This window comes from Levilinea saccharolytica (assembly GCF_001306035.1).
Taxonomy (GTDB): domain Bacteria; phylum Chloroflexota; class Anaerolineae; order Anaerolineales; family Anaerolineaceae; genus Levilinea; species Levilinea saccharolytica.
Genome location: NZ_LGCM01000039.1, coordinates 14,173 through 32,292 on the forward strand (window position 1 = coordinate 14,173; position 18,120 = coordinate 32,292).

Sequence of the window (18,120 nt, forward strand, 5' to 3'; positions counted from 1 at the left end):
TCTGCTCGCGGTTTTTTGCACCCTGCTGAGCGCATGGATTAATCTTCCATTAAAAGGAGGCCGCATTCCTCCGATAAATCTTGACGGCCGTCCCTAGAACAGGTAAGATGATTTTATGTACTTAAGAAGCAGTAGATGGAGTTACACACACCGCCGGAAGCGGTCTAGCCCCTGGCGAATTTTGGTCTTAGCGATATTGGTGGGCGTGATGGTGATGATTAACCAGGTGGTGGTGCCAAACACCCAGCCGCTCTTCATCCCTACCCCCACGGCCACCCGTTCGCCCGAATCCTTCGTCACCGAGGCGGAGAATTTGGCCGCCTCTGGCAAGCTGGCCCAGTCCATCCAGGCCTACACCCAGGCCATCCAGGCAGACCCCAAAACCCCGGCCAATTTCATCGCCCTGGCGCGCCTGCAAATGTTCACCGGCCAGTACGCCGAAGCTCAAGCCAACGCAGAAAACGCGCTGATCCTCTCTCCCAACAACGCCCTGGCGCTGGCTGTGCGCGGCTGGGCTTTGGGATTCCAGGGCAACTATCTGGAAGCTGAGGCGGCCATCAACCGCGCCCTGGAGATTGAGCCCAACAACGCCATCGCCTACGCCTATCTGGCCGAGGTCATCGCCCTGCAAATTCAGGCCGGAAAAGACACCCTCGCTTCCAAAGACAAAATGATCAACGCCTCTCGTCAGGCGGTGGATTACGGCCCCAACCTGCTGGAAACCCACCGCGCCCGCGGTCTGGTGTTGGAGCTCACCAGCAACTACCAGGAAGCCGCCGTCGAATTTGAAAAAGCCGTGGCGCAGAACCCCAATATCGCCGATCTGCATCTGGCCCTGGGCCGCAATTACCGCGCCCTGGAACAGTATGACCGCGCCATGGAAGAGTTTAACCGCGCCAACGCCCTCAACCCCTCCGACCCGCTGCCCCTGATCTACATCTCGCGCACCTTCTTCACCGTGGGTGAATTCGCCAAAGCCATTCAGGCCGCCCAGCAGGCCATCAACATCACCCCCGCCGATCCCTTCCTGTACGGCAACCTGGGTTCCATCTATTACCGCAACCGCCAGTACCCCGAAGCCATCCAGACTCTGCGCATGGCCATCCGCGGCGGAACCGCCGAAAACGGCGAAACCGTCAACGGCCTGCCGTTGGATTACGGGCGCGTGGCCGAATATTACTACACCTACGGCCTGGCCGCCGCCCGCGCGGGCGAGTGCAGCGAAGCGCTGCAAATCTCGCGCCTGCTGCTCGACGGCGTGCCCAACGATGAAACCGCTGTATTCAACGCCAACGAAATGGTCAACATCTGCCGCGAGGCCGCCAACAGCCCCCTCCCCACCGCAGCCCCCGGCGCCGACGGCACCGCCCTGCCGGAGGGCGACGGTACGGCTCAGCCAGAGGGTGAAGTCACCCCCACTCCGGCCCCCTAATCTCATGCAATACGGCAGCCGCCCCCTCTCGTTTCGCTCTCACCGCTCCCGATCCAACCCCTATTGGATCCTGGTGCTTCTGCTCCTTTTGGTCGGCAGTGCCTTTGTGCTGCAAGCCCTTCAAAAAGAGGAGATCCGCTCGCCCTTCCTGCCCACCCCCTACCCCACCCGCACCGCAAATTCTTATGCGCTGGAAGGCCAAACCCACTTCGCCGCCGGCAACCTGAACAAGGCCATTGACGCCTATAAAGAGGCCGCCCGCCTGGACCCCACCGACCCCATGCTGCTGGTGGAACAGGCCCGCATTCAAACCTACTCATCCGCCATGCTCACCACCGACGCCGAAAAGCGCGACCGCCTGCTGGAAGCCCTGGAAGCCATCACCCGCGCCCGCGACCTGTCCCCCGAGGACAGCACCGTGCGCGCCGTGCGCGCCTTTGTCCTCGACTGGCTGGCTTCGCCCAGCCTGGTGGGAGATGAATACACCAAATATCTGGTGGAAGCCGAGCAGGAGGCCGTCCGCGCCCTGCAATTGGACAACCAGAACACCCTGGCCCTGGTGTACTACGCCGAAATCCTCATTGACCAGCTCAAGCTCACCCAGGCCCAGCAGTTCATCGGTCAGGCCTTGCAGCGCAACGATGAATCCATGGACCTGCACCGCGTGAACGCCTTCATCCTGGAAAACTACGGCGACTACGCCGGGGCCATCGAAGAATACAAGCGCGCCGCCGCCATCACCCCCAATTTGACCTCGCTCTACATCTCCATCGGCGTCAACTACCGCCAGATCAAACGCTATGACGAGGCCCTGGAGTACTTCACCAAAGCCGTCACCATCAACGAGCAGCTGGGCATCCGCGATCCCATCCCCTACCTGGCCATCGGCAAAACCTATTCGCAGACCGGTGATTTCTTCGCCGCGGGCCTTAACGTGCGCAAGGCGCTGCTCTACAACCCCACCAACGCGGATGTGTACGGCTCCCTGGGGGTCATCTACTTCAAGGCGCGCAACTACGAAACCGCCATCCTTGCCCTCAAATGCACCGTGCGCGGGTGCAGCGCCGAAGAAAGCTGCGCCGTGCGCAACCGCGGCGAAGCCTGCAGCGAGGCTGAAAACGCCCAGTCCGCGGCCGTCGAAGGCCTGCCCCTCTCCAGTTCCACCGTGGTGTACTACTTCACCTATGCGTCCGCGCTGGCGGGCATGCACCGCCCCTACAACGACTACTGCCAGGAAGCTATGCAAGTCATGTCTGAGGTGCGCAGCGGCTTCAGCCAAGACACCACCATCCTGAGCATCATCGAGCCCAGCGAGCAGATCTGCGAATCGTTTGGCTACTCACGGCTGAACTAATCTCCCCTGCGCCTTTCCCAGCTCAAATATCAGAGTTTTGTTAATTCCCCCAAAAGCCTCTTGACTTCCCATTCAAAGACAGGTATCATACCTGACGTTAGCACTCACAGCGTGAGAGTGCTAAAATCTTCAAAAATAAATCATCCTGTAACCGGAGGTATGGAATGGCACTCAACCTGAAACCCTTAGGCAGCCGTGTCATCGTGGAGCCTGTTGAGCAAGAAGAGGTCACCGCGAGCGGCATCGTTCTTCCCGAAACCGCCAAAGAAAAACCCCAAAAAGGCACTGTCCTGGCCGCTGGCCCGGGCGACCGTGATGAAGATGGCAAGCGCATCGCTATGGATGTGAAAGTGGGCGACACCGTCCTCTTTGCCAAATATGCCGGCACCGAAGTCAAAATTGACGGCAAGAAACTTCTCATCCTGCGCGAGAGCGACATTCTCGCTATTGTTGAAGCCTAATTTTATCTAGCGATCGTACAGAAGGAGAACCAAAATGGGAGCCAAACAGCTCGTTTTTGCTGAAGATGCCCGCCGCCGGCTCAAGAGCGGTATTGATGTGGTTGCCAACGCTGTTGCCACCACCCTCGGCCCCAAAGGCCGCAACGTGGCCCTGGATCGCAAGTTCGGATCCCCCACCATCACCCACGACGGCGTGACGGTTGCCAAAGAAATTGAACTGGAAGATCCCTTTGAAAACATGGGCGCCCAGCTTCTGAAGGAAGCCGCCACCAAGACCAACGACATCGCTGGCGACGGCACCACCACCTCCACCGTTTTGGCCCACGCCATCGTCACCGAAGGTCTCAAGACCCTGGCCGCTGGCGCCAACCCCATGCTCCTCAAGCGCGGTATCGAAGCCGCCGCCAAAGCCGTTGCCGATGGCATCCGCGCCCAGGCGATTGAAATCACCACCAAAGAAGAAATTGCTTCCGTGGCCACCATCTCGGCCCAGGATTCCGTCATTGGCGATCTCATCGCCGATGTGATGGACAAAGTCGGCAAAGACGGCGTCATCACCGTGGAAGAGTCCAAGGGCCTGGCCTTCGAACAGGAATACGTTGAAGGTATGCAGTTCGACCGCGGCTACATCTCGGCCTACTTTATCACCGACGCCGAGCACATGGAATCCGTCATCAATGAGCCTTACCTGCTCATCCATGACAAGAAAATCTCCGCCGCCCAGGATATCGTTCCCATCCTCGAAAAACTCGTCCAGATCGGCAAGCGCGACCTGGTCATCCTGGCCGAAGATGTGGACGGCGAAGCGCTGGCCACCCTCGTGCTGAACAAACTGCGCGGCATGCTCAACGTGCTGGCCGTCAAAGCCCCCGGCTTCGGCGACCGCCGCAAGGCCATGCTGCAGGACATCGCCACCCTCACCGGCGCCACCGTGATCTCCGAAGAGACCGGCCGCAAGCTGGACACCATCACCATTCAGGATTTGGGCCGCGCTGAAAAGATCGTTGCCGACAAAGACAACACCACCATCATCGGTGGCAAGGGCAACGAAGCCGAAATCAAGGGCCGCATCGAACAGATCCGCGTGGAAATTGACAAGACCACCAGCGATTACGACCGCGAAAAACTTCAGGAACGTCTGGCCAAGCTCTCCGGCGGCGTTGCCATCATCCGCGTTGGCGCTGCCACCGAGACCGAACTGAAGGAAAAGAAGCACCGCGTGGAAGACGCCCTGTCGGCCACCCGCGCCGCGGTTGAAGAAGGCATCGTCCCCGGTGGTGGGGTTGCCCTCATCAACGCCATTGCCTCCCTCGACGGCGTCAAGATGGATGTGGATGACGAGCAGATCGGCGTCAACATCGTGCGCAAGGCCCTCGAAGTGCCCCTGCGCAAGATCACCGAGAATGCTGGCAAAGAAGGCTCCGTCATTCTGGAGAACATCCGCCAGGCTCAGAAGCGCGAAAACAACACCCGCATCGGCTACGATGTCCTGCGCGACACCTACATGGACATGGTCACCGGCGGCGTGATTGACCCCGCCAAAGTGACCCGCGGCGCCCTCGAGAATGCCGCTTCCATCGCCGCCATGATCCTGACCACCGAGGCCCTGATCACCGACGTGCCCGAAAAGGAAAAACCGGCCGCTCCCCCCATGCCGGAGTACTAAATCTAATCTGTAAAACCCCAGCCGCGCCCCTCAAAAGGCGCGGCTTTTCTTTTCCTCCCCTACCTATCAAGGTTGCAAACCGCGTTTTCTTGCGGCTTTCCCCTTTCCCCTGTATAGTTCACCATACTGTCCACAGCGGCAAGCATGGGTTCAAACCGGCCGGGCAGGGCAGCTCGATCGCAGTTTCATTTTTCCATCAGGGAGGCATAACCCGTATCATGCAAAAGTTTAAGCTTATTCTATTATTCATCGCCGCAGTCTTTATGACCTTTGCCTTTCAGCCCCAGGCCAGCGTATCTCCAAAGGCAGCCCCACCCTCCGCGCCGGTGCCCTCCGCCAGCTTCTTCTCCGGCATCCCCATCCATCTGATCGGTGAAACCGTCAGCAGCGAAGGCTATCAGGTGAGCCTCACCGCGGTGCAGCTGCAAGGGGACGAAATCACCCTATCGGTCGAAATTTCCAACCTGGGCAGCCAGCCCATTGACCTCAACTGGGGTGTGCAGCTTTACCAACCGGATGAAGCCCAACTGAGCCTCAAAAACCCCCTGCCCGATTCGCAGGCCCAGCTCCAGCCGGGGGACAGCCTGACGCGCGACTGGGTGTTTCAGAACCCCCTCCCCGGCCTAGACCCGCAAACCCTGACGAATTACCGCTTTCTCTTCGCCCCGCGCGGATGGTCGGGGCCGGTGGTGCTTTACCGTCTGAGCGATCAGGCCCCCCAGCCCCAGCCGCCCACCGCGCCGCCGCCCGAACTTCCCGAAGCGGGCATTTCTGCCTACGGCGTCACCGGCGACCCCTGGAAAATGCTGGTGCTGATCTACCGCAATATTGACACCGATTACGTGGAAGACGGCGTTCAAAAGCACCTCACCGCCAGCATGCCCGAAGCCGATATCACCAATATGCGCAATTCCTTCCTCAATATCCCCCACCGCAACGTGGTTTACGGTTATTCGGACAACCTGGCCGAGGTGGAAGCCCATGTGGTCATCGTAGATCGTCCGCTCACCAACCTGGAACCCATCTCCACCGGTTTCTGGCCTTCGCCCTCCGTTACCAAACCAGAACTAGACCTGTACGCGCCCAAGGGCAAATACGACTCGGTGATCGTTTTCTGGCAGGCCTCCCACCCCACCACGGGGCAGTCCCTCCCCATTTATGGGTGGGGGCTGGGCTATTGGCCCGGCGATTACGCCAACGGCATGACCTATGCCACCGTCTTTAATTTGAGCTGGTATTGGCCCGGCGACCCTTGCCGCGGCGAAGTCTTCCTGCATGAGTGGCTGCACGGCGTGACCGGCTACTACATGTGGCTGGGTTATCCCTTCCCGGTGGAAGATCTGCACGGCGCAGAGGAGGCCGGTTACACCACCAACGCCAGCGGCTGCTGGGAACCCTGGCTGCGCGACTACATGCGCGGGCGCGTGCTTGAAAACAGCCAATACAAAGGCCTGGTTCCTGCCACCTGGCAAGGCGGTTCCATCACCACCCGCACCATCACCGGCTGGCGCGGCGAGTACTTTAATAATGAAACCTTGACCGGCATCCCCGTGTTGGTGCGCGGCGACTCCTCCATTAATTTCGATTGGGCTGCCGAATCTCCTCACCCCCTGGTTAATGCCGATCATTTTTCTGCGCGCTGGACGCGCACGTTCAATTTTTCCGCTGGGATCTATGAATTCTCCGCGCTTAGGGATGACGGCGCGCGCCTGTGGATTGACAACGTATTGGTGATGGACGCCTGGCAGTACGGCCGCCAATGGGAGACCGTCCGTGTGCCGCTGACGGCTGGCAATCACACCCTGCGTTACGAAGTGTATGAGATTGACGGCTGGTCCGCGGCCATCTTAAACTGGCAATTGGCGCCCGTGCAAAAACCCCTCAACCTGACCGCCTCCCCAGAAGACGACGCCGTCCTGCTCACCTGGGACAACCAGGAGACCGACAGCGAAATTGTGGTGGAGCGTTCGCCCACGGGAAGCAGTCAATGGGTGCAAATTGCCAAAACGAGTCTGAACGCGGTCAGCTACCGTGATACCAACGTGGAGTGCGGCCAAACCTACTATTATCGGGTGCGCGCCTTGAAAACCAGCCAGTATTCACCCTACAGCAGCGTTGCCTCAGCTGGTTTGGAGAACTGCATCGTGGGAACCTGCAAGCCCGCCCGCACCTTGCTGCTCGGAAAAATCCATGCCAGCAGCACCGCGCGTACCTCCGCTTCCGACAGCATTGATGCTTACCGCGGCGTCCCCTGGGACGAGACCGGCCCAGAGGTCGCCTACACCTTTTATGCCAACAGCAGCGGCACGGTGGAATTCCTGCTCGAAGGCTTGCTGGTGGATCTGGATGTCATCGTCCTGGACGACGCCGGTTCCGGCTGCGACCCCAATGAAGTCCTCAGCTACGGCGACACAAGCGCGTCCATCGAAGCCCAGGCCGGCCACACCTATCACGTGATTGTGGATGGGGCCTATGGGGCTGCCGGGGCCTACAAGCTGCGCGCCCGCGCCTTGAGCCTCATGCCCGGCCACACCGAAACCGCCCTTTCCCTGCGCCCCACCCTGGCTGTCCCGGAGATCGGCGCACGCTCCTACACTTTGCAGCTGTCCCGTTACGCCGATTTTCACAAACTGATGGTGAGCAAGACCCTGCTGCGCCCCGCCTGGACCCCCGGCAGCAATCTGCTGCCCGCCACCGAATACTTTTGGCGGGTGAAGGTGAAAATGCCTGACGGCAGCAGCCAGCTCATGGGGCCGTATCAATTCACCACCCCCAACCCGCCGGGGAAATCCACCCTCCTCTTACCGGCCTCCGGCGCGAAAAACGTGTCCAGGCAGCCCTTCCTGCAGTGGACTCTTCCCAGCCTGCCGCCGGACACCCCGTTTGGGTTCTATGAGGTGCAGATCGCCACAGACGCCAGTTTCCACAATCCGGTGCGCATTCTGAATGTGGGCGACTTCTATCACGCCTACACGCAGCCTAACACCGCTTTATCGCCGCTCACGCGTTATTACTGGCGCGTGCGTGCCTATACCGGTGCCAATGAATTCGGCCCCTGGTCGAGTGTGCGCAATTTCAAAACGGGAAATTGAGTCAGGTTTTCAAGCAAATCCCCCGCCGCGCCCCTCAAAAGGCGCGGCTTTTCTTTTTTTACCCGCTTTTCAAGGTTGCAAGCTGATTTTTCTTGCGATTTCCACATTTTACCTGTATATTAGACAAAGGATTAGAGGATATCCGGTCTGGTCAATTATTTTCTGTCGGTATAGGAAGGCACGCAGGGGATGCCATGCCGTTTCAAATCACCACTTTTGTCCTTCTGAATGCAGTTGCCGGTCTCACATCCCTTCTACTCACGGGGCTGGCCTGGCAGCGGCGCAGCGTCAACGGCGCGCGTTCGCTGGCCGCCTTATCCCTGTCCGTAACCATCTGGTGCCTCAGCGCCGCGGTCGAAATGGCGGCGGTGTCCATCCCCGAAAAAATCTTCTGGTCCAAAGTCCAATACATCGGCGTCACCACAGCGCCGGTCTTATTTGTGCTCTTCGCCCTGGAATACAGCCGCCTGACCCGCTGGTTAAGCCGCCCAAGAATCGCCCTGTATTTTGTCATCCCCCTCCTCACCTTTACGCTGGCCGCCACCAACGAATGGCATCATCTCATCTGGGCCAACGTGCGCCCCAGCCCCGACGGCTTTAACCTGGCGGTGTATGACCACGGCCCGGCCTTTTGGGCGCTGGTGGTCGGCTACGCCTACCTGTGCAACCTCACCGCCTCCTTCCTGCTCATCCGCGCCGTACAGCGCTTCCCCAAGGTTTACCGACTGCAGTTCATGGCCTTCATCATCGCCATCATCTGCCCCTGGGCCAACAGCATCATCTACATCCTCGGCTTCAATCCGCTGCAAGGCATGGATCTGACCCCTGCTTCGTTTTCAGTCTTTGCCCTGAGCATGTCCATCGCCATCTTCCGCTTCCAATTTTTAGATCTGGCCCCCTTTGCTTTCGAAACCATCATCGAAACCATGCAGGACGGCATCGTGGTGGTGGATGGGCGCGGCCGCATCCTGGATATCAACCCCTCAGCAGTCCATTGGATCAGCCCTGGAAATCCAGATAAGAACGAACTCAAGGGAAAATCGCTAGCTCAAATCAACCCCGATCTGGCCCCCCTCACCCACACGCCGTCTCAGGCGCAGTGGGAATTCACCCTCTATCAGCCCGACCCGCTCACGCTGGAAGTGCGTGTTTCTCCCATTCAAAATCACCGCAAAGATCCATTGGGGAAAATCATCACCTTTCACGATATCACCCTGCGCCGCCAGTTTGAAGAAGAGCTGCGCGCCGCCAATGCTCGCCTCCAGGCCCAAATTCAGGAGAATGAACTCCTGCAAATTCACCTGCGCGAACAAGCCGTCCGCGACTCACTCACCGGGCTGCACAACCGCCGCTATCTGGAAGAGGTGCTCCAGCAAAGTCTGGCCCGCGCCGAGCGCCAGCAAACCCCCCTCAGCCTGGTAATGATTGACATTGACCAGTTCAAGTCCTTTAACGACAACTTCGGCCACAAAGCCGGGGACGCCATGCTGGTGATGCTGTCGGAGCTGCTGATTCGCTACGTGCGCCGCGAAGATACCGCCTGCCGTTTTGGCGGTGAAGAATTCATCATAGTCCTGCCCGGCGCCCCCATCGAAGTTGCAGAGCGCCGCGCCGAAGAATGGCGCAGGGCCTTTGAACACAGCCAACTGCTCTATAACGCCCAGACCCTCAGCACCACCTTCTCCTGCGGCGTGGCGTCCTTCCCTCAGGACGGACTGACCGTGGATGAGCTCATCCAGGCGGCGGATAAGGCCCTGTACACCGCCAAAAAACGCGGCCGCAACTGCGTGACCCGCGCCTAACGATTCAGCGCCTCTTTGACCTCCGCAATCGCACGTGTAATCTGAATATCCCGCGGGCAAGCCTCGCTGCAATTAAAGGCTGTGCGGCAGGCCCACACCCCCATGCGCTGGTTCAGCACCGCCAGGCGCTTTGCCCCTGCCCGGTCGCGGCTGTCGTAGATAAAGCGGTGGGCGTTCACGATCGCCGCCGGGCCCACATAGTTCTCGCTGGCCCAAAACGACGGGCAAGAGGTGGTGCAGGCCGCGCACAGAATGCACTTGGTGGTATCCTCAAAACGCTCCTGCTCCTGTGGCGATTGCAGCCGCTCTTTGCCGTCTTCCGGCAGCGGCTCATCGTTCACTAGGTAGGGCATCACCGAGCGGTAGTGCGCAAAAAACGGCTCCATATCCACAATCAGGTCCTTGATCACCCGCATCCCCAGCAGCGGCTCCACCGTCACCTGATCGGTGTTCAAATCCTTCAGTAAGACCTTACAGGCCAGCGCATTGCGCCCGTTGATGCGCATGGCGTCCGAGCCGCACACGCCGTGCGCGCAGGAGCGCCGAAAAGCCAGCGTGCCGTCGTTGTAATTCTTCACCATCTCCAACAGGTCCAAAACCCGTTCGGTCGGCTCCGCTTGAACATCAAAACGGTCGTAGCGCGGCTTGCGGTCTATTTCGGGGTTAAAGCGAAAGACTTTTAAGTGAACTTGCATCTCCGCTCTCCTTCGGCTAATACGTGCGTTCTTTGGGTGGGAAGCGGGTGATCGTCACCGGCTTATATTCCAGCCGCACCTGTCCATCCGTGTCCAGCCAGGCCAGGCTGTGGCGCAGCCAATTGACATCATCGCGCTGCGGGTAATCTTCGCGGGCATGGGCGCCGCGGCTTTCGGTGCGCGCCTGCGCCGCCGCCGTGGCCAAAGCCACATCCAGCAGGTTCCCCAATTCCCAGGTATTCAGCAGATCCATGTTAAACACCTTACCCTGATCCCGCACGCGCACCTCGCGGTAGCGTTCGCGCAGTTCGCGCATCTTTTCCACCGCCGCGGCCAACCCCGCTCCCGTGCGGAAGACGCCCACCTCGTCAAACATCACCGCGCGCATCTGCTGTGCCAAATCCGCCGCCTGCTCCTTGCCGCTGCCGCTGCGCAGTGCCGCTAACCGCTGGTGGGTCGGTCCCTCGGCCGCCTCTCCCAGCGCGGGCAAATCCGTCCCGGCGGCAAATTCCGCCGCGCTCAGCCCGGCGTGCTTGCCAAACACCACCAGATCCAGCAGCGAATTGGTCCCCAATCGGTTGGCACCATGCACCGAAACGCAGGCACATTCGCCCGCCGCGAACAGCCCCGGCAAAATCGTCCCCTGCGCATCCACGCGCACGTGCCCATGAATGTCCGTGGGGATACCGCCCATAGCGTAATGCGCCGTGGGCTGAATGGGAATCGGTTGGCGCACTGGGTCTACCCCCAGGTAGGTCTTGCAGAAATCTGAAATATCCGGGATCTTGGCCAATATGTCTTCCGCCGTCACGCGGTACGGCGTGCCGTCTGGCCGCACCCGTCCGTCCAGCTCGGCGTAGTGGTTCACCGTCTCCGGCCGCACGTCAATGTAGATATAGCGCTGCCCGTTGATCCCCCGCCCTTCTTTCAGCTCCAGCGCAATCGCCCGGCTGACCACATCCCGCGAGGCCAAATCCTTCACCCGCGGGGCGTAGCGCTCCATGAAGCGCTCGCCCAGGTCGTTAATCAATACCCCGCCTTCGCCCCGCACCGCCTCGGTGATTAGAATACCCAGCTTGTAAATACCGGTGGGGTGGAATTGATAAAATTCCAGGTCTTGGGCTGGCAGCCCGCGCCGCAGCAGCATGCCCACCCCGTCGCCGGTGTAGGAATAGGCGTTGGAGGTCACCTCCCAAATACGCCCGTGCCCGCCTGTGGCCAGGATGACCGCCTTGGCCCGGAATATATGCAGCTCGCCGGTCAGCATCTCCACCGCCGCCACCCCCTTGGCCTGACCGTCCTCAATCAAAACATCCAGCACCTGATATTCGTCGTAGAAGTGGATCTGGTTCTTAATGCACTGCTGGTAAAGGGTCTGCAAAATCATGTGGCCGGTGCGGTCGGCCGCGTAGCAGGCGCGCATCACCGGCTTGCCAGTCTGGTTGTTGGTGTGCCCGCCAAAAGGCCGCTGCGCAATCCGTCCCTCCGGCGTGCGCGTGAAGGGCAGGCCCATGTGCTCCAGGTCGTAAATGGCCTGCACGGCTTCCTGACACATGAATTCAATCGCGTCCTGATCCCCCAGATAATCGCTGCCCTTCACCGTGTCAAAGGTATGCCAATCGGGATGGTCCTCTTCCAAATTGGCCAGGGCCGCCCCAATCCCGCCTTGCGCCGCGCCCGTGTGGGAACGGGAGGGGTACAGCTTGGTCAAAACGGCCGTCTTGGCCTGCCGCGAAGCGTACAGCGCCGCCATCAAGCCTGCGCCGCCGCCGCCGACAATGATCACTTCAAAATCGTGAATTTGACTCATCGTACCTGGCTCCTCACTGCACCGGCCGGACGCCGCCAAAGATGGCGGCAGCCCCCATCAACGTGACCACCAGCCACACCACCAACAGGGCCACGTTCACCGCCCGCATATGCCGTTCCTGGTGAACAAAATCGGAAAGCACCTGCCGCACCCCATTCATGCCGTGCGCAAAGGCAAAGGCCAGCAGGAACAGGTCGTACATGCGCCAACCCCAATTGGCCCAACGCATGGCCACGTAATCCAGGTCAATGCGGTGCACCCCCACAATCACATCCTGCAGCAGCACATGCCCAAACGCCAAAAAAATCAGCAGAACGCCGCTGTAGCGCATGGCATTCCAGGCGATTTGATCAAAACTCCGCCGTTTCTCCAGGTTCACTGCGCTCATCGCCCGCCTCCTAGCCGCCAAACAGCCCAAAGTTATGGATCAGCAAATTGCGCACCATGATCACCGTCGCCGGCAGCCACAGCAGCAGGGTCAGCCCCAGCGTCCACCGCACCGAGCTGCGCGCGGTCTGAATTTGCCAGTTCTTTTTCAAGAACAGGTCAAACGCCGCGATTCTCAGCCCGTTGATGCCGTGATAGAACACGCAGAACACCAGGAAGACTTCGCCAATGCCAAACAAGGTGGAGCGGTACAAAGCCACCGCGTCCATGTACAGCTCAGGGCGAAAATACACCAGAGCGGTATCCACAATGTGGATGGTGAGAAACAGCACAGTTCCCAGGCCGGTCACGCGGTGCAGCAGGAAAGCCAGGTGACCTTCGCGGCCCTGATACCCGGCATACCCGCCCAGGGCGGTCTTTAGACGAGACATGTTCACCTCCTATCAGAATGGGACAATAAAATTGTAGCATTTTTCCAATAAAGGTCAACAAAAAACGAATTCGCCCCCCACTTTCAGCCCCCCCAATTTTCACAGTCCCCCGGCAAATCCGCTACAATTAAGTCAGCACAGCCGGAACGAACCTTTGCCCGCGGAGGAACACGCATGGATCTTCAGCCTGGCCAAATCTTGCGAGACCGCTACCGTATCGAGCGCCAGTTAGGCGCGGGCGGCATGGGCGCAGTGTACCTGGCCTACGACGCCACCCTGGAGGTGCAGGTGGCGGTCAAAGCCAACCGCAACCCCTCCAACGACAGCACCAGCCAGTTCCTGCAAGAAGCCCGCCTACTGGCCTCGCTGCGCCACCCCAACCTGCCGCGCGTCATGGATTATTTTGTCATCGAGAACAGTCAATTCCTGGTGATGGATTACATTGCCGGGGATGATCTGGACACGGTTTTGGAGCGCGAAGGCCCCCAGCCGGTGGAAAAGGTGCTGGCCTGGGCCGAACAGATCGGCTCCGCCCTCACCTACCTGCACAGCCAGCAGCCCCCCGTCATCCACCGCGACATCAAACCCGCCAACCTCAAGCTCACCCTGGAAGGTGAAGTCACCCTGGTGGATTTTGGCATCGCCAAAGCCGCCGATTCCACCCAGGCCACCGCCGCCGGAGCGATGGGCTACACCCCCGGCTTTGCCCCGCCCGAACAGTACGGCGGGGCGCGCACGGGGCCCTTCTCCGATCAATACGCCCTCGGCGCTACCCTCTACGCTCTGCTGACCGGCAAACGCCCTGTGGACGGCGTGCAGCGCGTTTTGGGCCAGGCCGTGCTCACCCCCCTGCACCTGCTGACCCCCAACATCCCCGCCAGCGTGCAGCGCGCCGTCGAGCAGGCCATGTCCCCCCGTCCCGAAGAGCGCTTCCCCTCCGTGGCCGCCTTCATCACCGCCCTGCAAGCCCCATCGGAACCCACCGCGGCCGCCGCGCAGCGCCCCACCGCCGCCCCCACCCTTTCGGCTGCCCCCGGCGCCGCCACGCAGATGGCCCCGCGCGCCGCGGCTGCCCCCCCGCAGCCCCGCCGCCGCACCCCCTGGGGATGGTTGGCCCTGGGCGGAGGTCTCATCGGCCTGCTGGCCCTGGTGGGGCTGGTGGTGGGCGGGTATTTCCTGCTGCGCCCCAAAAGCACCCCCCAGGCCCAGCTCCCCGCCGTCACGATCACCGCTCCGGCTGCTAGCGAACCCACCGCCGCCGCGCCCACCCCTGCCCTGGCCGACACCGCCGTGCCCACGCTGGAACCTTCCCCCCTGCCCCTGCCGTCCGACACACCCCAGCCGGAGCCCAGCCCCACCCCTGCCCCGCGCGCCCTGGGCAGCGAACGCCTGGTGGCCTTCCTCTCCGACCGCGCCGACGGTCAGACTCTGCAAATCTGGACGATGAAGGCCTGGCTGGATAACGCCGGTAAGTTCATCGCCACCGATTTCACCCAGGTCACCTTTGACCCAGGCGACAAGCTGCACCCTGCGTGGTCTCCCGACGGCACGCGCCTTCTCTATTCGGCCCCCGGCGACCCCGGAAACGGCCTGGATATCTTCCTGATTGACCTGGCCAACCCCAGCGCCCCGCCCGTCAACCTCACCCGCCTCAAAGGGGATGACACCTACCCGGCCTGGTCGCCCGACGGCCAAACCATCGCCTTCACCAACACCGGCCGCTATGTGGAAGGCATCCGCGCCGTGTACTTCATGGACCCCAGCGGCGGGAACCGCGTGCGCGTCAGCGAGGATTTTCAGGAATACGCTCCCTTCTGGTATCCAGACGGCCAATGGCTGCTGTATGTGATCTTCGCCCGCGATCACAATTATCTCTTCATGCGCGAGGCCAAAACGGAATTCAAGACCCCTGAGCCGTATGACAAGAACGACTTCTTTGGCCGCCTGGGTGAGGTGGCAGACCCCGCCGTCTCGCCGGACGGCAGTCAAATTGCCTACACGCGCATAGATGGAAAAAAGCGTGCCATCTACGTGGCCGATTACCGCCAGCGCGGCGGCAAGGTCACCAATCTGACCGAGGGTCAAACCGCCGAATCCGACCCTACCTGGTCTCCGGATTCCCTCTATATTGCCTTTCAGTCGGAGCGCGACGGCAACGCGGAAATCTACCTGATGACCGCCGTGGGGCAGCTGCCCACCAACCTCACCAACCATCCTGGGCGCGATCTTTCGCCCGTCTGGCAGCCGCTCTCCCCCTGAGTCCACAGGCTTAAAACTAAACGGCGCGCCTTCGGCGCGCCGCAGTTTTTCGCTTGCGGTTTCAATTATTCCTGACGGCTGGGCCGCGGCCCCTTACGCATGGGCTTCTGCATCGGCTTGCGCGGCGGGCGCGGCGTGGGCTTGCCTGCGTTCGGGCTGAGCAGCAGCGTCAATTGGTTCAGCGCATGGGGATCATACTCGCGCCGCCCGCACACATCGCACACCCAGGCCGGAAAATCCGGCACGCTGATCAGCTCATCCCCCAGCCAGGTGTAATAGGTCACATACTGCCGCCGCATTTGCCCGGTCTGACAGTCTGTGCAGGCAATGGTCACGCCCTGAAGATTCGCCAATCCGCTGTTTTCTTCGTTAATCGTTGTTTTCATATTCCCATTAATCGTTTCACTCGGCAGCGGATCACATCCAAACCCGCGGTTTGGGCTGTCGCCCTGCATCCTAATGGGCGCCGCCGCCTGATTGCATTATACCATCACGGCGCCGCTGCGTTGACCACAATTACATCATTTAAAACCCGCATCTGGTCCAGCGGCCAGTAGATGAAGATCGCCCGCCCCAGCACATTCTCAAAGGGCACAAACCCCCAGCTATGCGAATCGGAAGACTGATTGCGGTTGTCGCCCAGCACAAATAAGGACCCTTCCGGCACCTGCCATTCGCCTTCGTAACCCGGGCTGGCAGCAATGTAGGATTCCTGCAGAACCTGCCCGTTGACGATCACCTGATGATCCCGCACTACCACGTCGTCCCCCGGGAGGCCGATGACGCGCTTGATGTAATCCTCTTCGGGGTTCTGGGGGTAATGAAAGACCACAATATCCCCGCGCCCCACCTCGCCCCAACGGTAGGCCAGCTTATTCACCAGCAAAAACTCACCCTGCACCAGGGTCGGCCGCATACTGATATTTTCCACGCGCACGCGAGCCACCACAAAATCCACCATCAAATACAAAACCACCGCCAGCAGCAGGGTTTGGAAGATCTCAAATAAGAACTGGCCGGTGCGTGCCAGCAGACTGGGCTCGTGCGCCTCCGCCGGAACGGTGGGCGCGCTTTCCTCGGCTGCCGCCGGGTTTTCGCTTTCGGGTGGAACCTTCACATCAGACCAATTCAAAATACCTCCAAGCCGCACAAGCAATCACTTTCGATTATATGCCCGCCCCTCCGGCATGGCAAGGATAGGCGTCCAACTCTCACCGAATTCTTAACCCTACCCGCGCCCGTCCAAAAAAGGAAAAAACGCGCGTGATGCGCGTTTTTATCCAGCCCTGACCCATGCTGTGCCAGCGTTTAGCGGCGGGCTTTTAACACAAAGCGGATCGGCGTTCCCGTGAAGGCGTATTCCTTGCGGAACTGGTTCTCCAGATAGCGGATATAAGTGAAATGCGCCAGCTTAGGATCGTTCACAAACACCATGAACGTGGGCGGGTCCGAGCGCACCTGGGTGCCGTAATAAATGTGCAGTGAACGCCCCGAACGCGAGGTGGCCGCGTGGTTATCCTGGGCCGCCTGCAAAATGCGGTTGATCTGCGAGGTGGACAGACGCGCGATGCGCTCCTCCTGCACTTTCACCGCCAGGGGCAGCACCTGATCCACGCGCTGGCCGGATTTGGCCGAGATGAACAGAATGGGCACATACGGCATGAATTTCAGATCCTGCCGGATGCGCTCGGTGTATTGGTTCATGGTGTAATTATCTTTTTCCACCAGATCCCATTTGTTCACCAACACCACCGTGCTCTTCCAGGCTTCTTGAATAAAACCGGCGATGTGCGCGTCTTGCGCGGTGATGCCCGTAGTGGCGTCAATCATCAGCAAAGACACGTCCGCCCGTTCAATCGCTCGCATGGAGCGGATCACGCTGTATTTTTCCACCCCGGGTTCAATATGCCCGCGGCGGCGGATGCCCGCCGTGTCAATCAAGGTCACGGGCAGACCTTCGTAATCAATCTTCGTGTCCACCGCGTCGCGCGTGGTTCCCGCGATGGGGCTGACGATAGCGCGCTCCTCCCCCACCAGGCGGTTCAGCAGGCTGGATTTGCCCACATTGGGCTTCCCCACCAGGGCGATCTTGATCGAATCGGGATCTTCGTCCTCTTCAAAGGTGGGCAGAGCCGCCACCAGGGCGTCGAGCAAATCGCCGGTCTCGGTGCCGTGCGCCGCCGAAATGGTGTAGGGGTCGCCGATGCCCAATTCATAAAATTCACCGGCCTGCATGCGCAGGTTGGCAGAATCGGCTTTGTTTACCACCAGGAAAATGGGCGGGGTCAAATTGCCGTTGACCATCTTTTGACTGCGCCGCAAAATCTCGGCCACTTCCCGGTCTGCCGGGGTGACCCCGCTCTGCGCGTCCACCAAAAACAGCACGGCGTCCGCTTCCTGCACCGCCAGCACCGCCTGTTCGCGGATCTGGCGCACATATTCGGCCGAACCAATCGACAGCGGATCGCTGCGGCCCGAAGCCGGGTCAATCCCGCCCGTGTCAATCACGTCAAATTCCCGCCCCACCCATTCCGCTTCCCCAAACAAACGGTCCCGCGTGGTTCCGGGGGTGTCGTCCACAATCGCCATGGGTTCCCCCACCAGGCGGTTAAACAACGTGCTTTTACCAACATTGGGGCGCCCAACCAGGGCGACAACCGGTTTTCTCATCGTTAACCCTCAACCTTCCATACGCTCCGCCGTTCGCGGGCGCTTATTGTAACACTGCTTG

The 18,120-nt window shown here is 60.3% G+C and carries 14 protein-coding genes; 7 read left to right on the forward strand and 7 right to left on the reverse strand.

Annotated features, from left to right (window positions below):
- Positions 1-208 precede the first annotated feature (208 nt).
- From ADN01_RS11070 to ADN01_RS11095, 6 genes are all read left to right on the forward strand, one after another.
- Complete coding sequence (locus ADN01_RS11070) at positions 209-1,432, forward strand: tetratricopeptide repeat protein (protein ID WP_062417745.1); 1,224 nt, start codon at positions 209-211, stop codon at positions 1,430-1,432.
- A 4-nt stretch (positions 1,433-1,436) separates the two neighbouring features.
- Entirely contained in the window at positions 1,437-2,786 is a 1,350-nt protein-coding gene (locus tag ADN01_RS11075) for a tetratricopeptide repeat protein (RefSeq protein WP_062417744.1), read from the forward strand.
- A 164-nt stretch (positions 2,787-2,950) separates the two neighbouring features.
- Positions 2,951-3,247, forward strand: a complete 297-nt coding sequence (gene groES / locus ADN01_RS11080; RefSeq protein WP_062417743.1) for a co-chaperone GroES — start codon at positions 2,951-2,953, stop codon at positions 3,245-3,247.
- A 34-nt stretch (positions 3,248-3,281) separates the two neighbouring features.
- A complete protein-coding gene (groL, locus tag ADN01_RS11085; protein WP_062417742.1) occupies positions 3,282-4,913 on the forward strand; it encodes a chaperonin GroEL in 1,632 nt (543 codons plus the stop codon).
- Positions 4,914-5,131: 218 nt separating this feature from the next.
- Positions 5,132-8,005: a PA14 domain-containing protein gene (locus ADN01_RS11090; protein ID WP_062417741.1), complete on the forward strand. Its 2,874-nt coding sequence runs from the start codon at positions 5,132-5,134 to the stop codon at positions 8,003-8,005.
- A gap of 194 nt (positions 8,006-8,199) precedes the next feature.
- A complete protein-coding gene (locus ADN01_RS11095; RefSeq protein WP_062417740.1) occupies positions 8,200-9,807 on the forward strand; it encodes a histidine kinase N-terminal 7TM domain-containing diguanylate cyclase in 1,608 nt (535 codons plus the stop codon).
- Here ADN01_RS11095 and ADN01_RS11100 read toward each other — a convergent pair.
- From ADN01_RS11100 to ADN01_RS11115, 4 genes are read right to left on the reverse strand one after another with little or no spacing between them, the layout of a single operon-like run.
- Complete coding sequence (locus tag ADN01_RS11100) at positions 9,804-10,502, reverse strand: succinate dehydrogenase iron-sulfur subunit (RefSeq protein ID WP_062417739.1); 699 nt, start codon at positions 10,500-10,502, stop codon at positions 9,804-9,806. The genes ADN01_RS11095 and ADN01_RS11100 overlap by 4 nt on opposite strands.
- 16 nt (positions 10,503-10,518) lie before the next feature.
- Entirely contained in the window at positions 10,519-12,312 is a 1,794-nt protein-coding gene (locus ADN01_RS11105; RefSeq protein WP_062417738.1) for an FAD-dependent oxidoreductase, read from the reverse strand.
- Positions 12,313-12,325: 13 nt separating this feature from the next.
- Complete coding sequence (locus ADN01_RS11110; RefSeq protein ID WP_062417737.1) at positions 12,326-12,700, reverse strand: hypothetical protein; 375 nt, start codon at positions 12,698-12,700, stop codon at positions 12,326-12,328.
- Between the two features lie 10 nt (positions 12,701-12,710).
- Positions 12,711-13,130, reverse strand: a complete 420-nt coding sequence (locus ADN01_RS11115; RefSeq protein WP_062417736.1) for a hypothetical protein — start codon at positions 13,128-13,130, stop codon at positions 12,711-12,713.
- Between the two features lie 174 nt (positions 13,131-13,304).
- On the opposite strand from ADN01_RS11115, the gene ADN01_RS20220 reads away from it, so the two are divergent.
- On the forward strand, positions 13,305-15,389 hold the full coding sequence (locus tag ADN01_RS20220; protein WP_075071133.1) for a protein kinase domain-containing protein: 2,085 nt from the start codon (positions 13,305-13,307) through the stop codon (positions 15,387-15,389).
- 65 nt (positions 15,390-15,454) lie between these two features.
- On the opposite strand, the gene ADN01_RS11125 is transcribed toward ADN01_RS20220, so the two are convergent.
- From ADN01_RS11125 to der, 3 genes are all read right to left on the reverse strand, one after another.
- Complete coding sequence (locus ADN01_RS11125; protein WP_062417733.1) at positions 15,455-15,775, reverse strand: YgiT-type zinc finger protein; 321 nt, start codon at positions 15,773-15,775, stop codon at positions 15,455-15,457.
- A gap of 104 nt (positions 15,776-15,879) precedes the next feature.
- Positions 15,880-16,521 (reverse strand): signal peptidase I, encoded by a 642-nt coding sequence (lepB, locus tag ADN01_RS11130; RefSeq protein WP_236691011.1) that lies wholly within the window; start codon positions 16,519-16,521, stop codon positions 15,880-15,882.
- 176 nt (positions 16,522-16,697) lie between these two features.
- Positions 16,698-18,059: a ribosome biogenesis GTPase Der gene (gene der, locus ADN01_RS11135; RefSeq protein WP_062417732.1), complete on the reverse strand. Its 1,362-nt coding sequence runs from the start codon at positions 18,057-18,059 to the stop codon at positions 16,698-16,700.
- Positions 18,060-18,120: the final 61 nt, after the last annotated feature.

What these genes read in the sequence shown, in the direction of transcription:
- ADN01_RS11070 (WP_062417745.1), top strand. Translation starts at nt 209, where the DNA reads ATGGTGATGATTAACCAGGTGGTGGTGCCAAACACCCAGCCGCTCTTC.
- ADN01_RS11110 (WP_062417737.1), bottom strand. Translation starts at nt 12,700, where the DNA reads ATGAGCGCAGTGAACCTGGAGAAACGGCGGAGTTTTGATCAAATCGCC.
- ADN01_RS11090 (WP_062417741.1), top strand. Translation starts at nt 5,132, where the DNA reads ATGCAAAAGTTTAAGCTTATTCTATTATTCATCGCCGCAGTCTTTATG.
- ADN01_RS11105 (WP_062417738.1), bottom strand. Translation starts at nt 12,312, where the DNA reads ATGAGTCAAATTCACGATTTTGAAGTGATCATTGTCGGCGGCGGCGGC.
- groL (WP_062417742.1), top strand. Translation starts at nt 3,282, where the DNA reads ATGGGAGCCAAACAGCTCGTTTTTGCTGAAGATGCCCGCCGCCGGCTC.
- ADN01_RS11125 (WP_062417733.1), bottom strand. Translation starts at nt 15,775, where the DNA reads ATGAAAACAACGATTAACGAAGAAAACAGCGGATTGGCGAATCTTCAG.
- ADN01_RS11075 (WP_062417744.1), top strand. Translation starts at nt 1,437, where the DNA reads ATGCAATACGGCAGCCGCCCCCTCTCGTTTCGCTCTCACCGCTCCCGA.
- der (WP_062417732.1), bottom strand. Translation starts at nt 18,059, where the DNA reads ATGAGAAAACCGGTTGTCGCCCTGGTTGGGCGCCCCAATGTTGGTAAA.
- ADN01_RS20220 (WP_075071133.1), top strand. Translation starts at nt 13,305, where the DNA reads ATGGATCTTCAGCCTGGCCAAATCTTGCGAGACCGCTACCGTATCGAG.
- ADN01_RS11100 (WP_062417739.1), bottom strand. Translation starts at nt 10,502, where the DNA reads ATGCAAGTTCACTTAAAAGTCTTTCGCTTTAACCCCGAAATAGACCGC.
- ADN01_RS11115 (WP_062417736.1), bottom strand. Translation starts at nt 13,130, where the DNA reads ATGTCTCGTCTAAAGACCGCCCTGGGCGGGTATGCCGGGTATCAGGGC.
- ADN01_RS11095 (WP_062417740.1), top strand. Translation starts at nt 8,200, where the DNA reads ATGCCGTTTCAAATCACCACTTTTGTCCTTCTGAATGCAGTTGCCGGT.
- groES (WP_062417743.1), top strand. Translation starts at nt 2,951, where the DNA reads ATGGCACTCAACCTGAAACCCTTAGGCAGCCGTGTCATCGTGGAGCCT.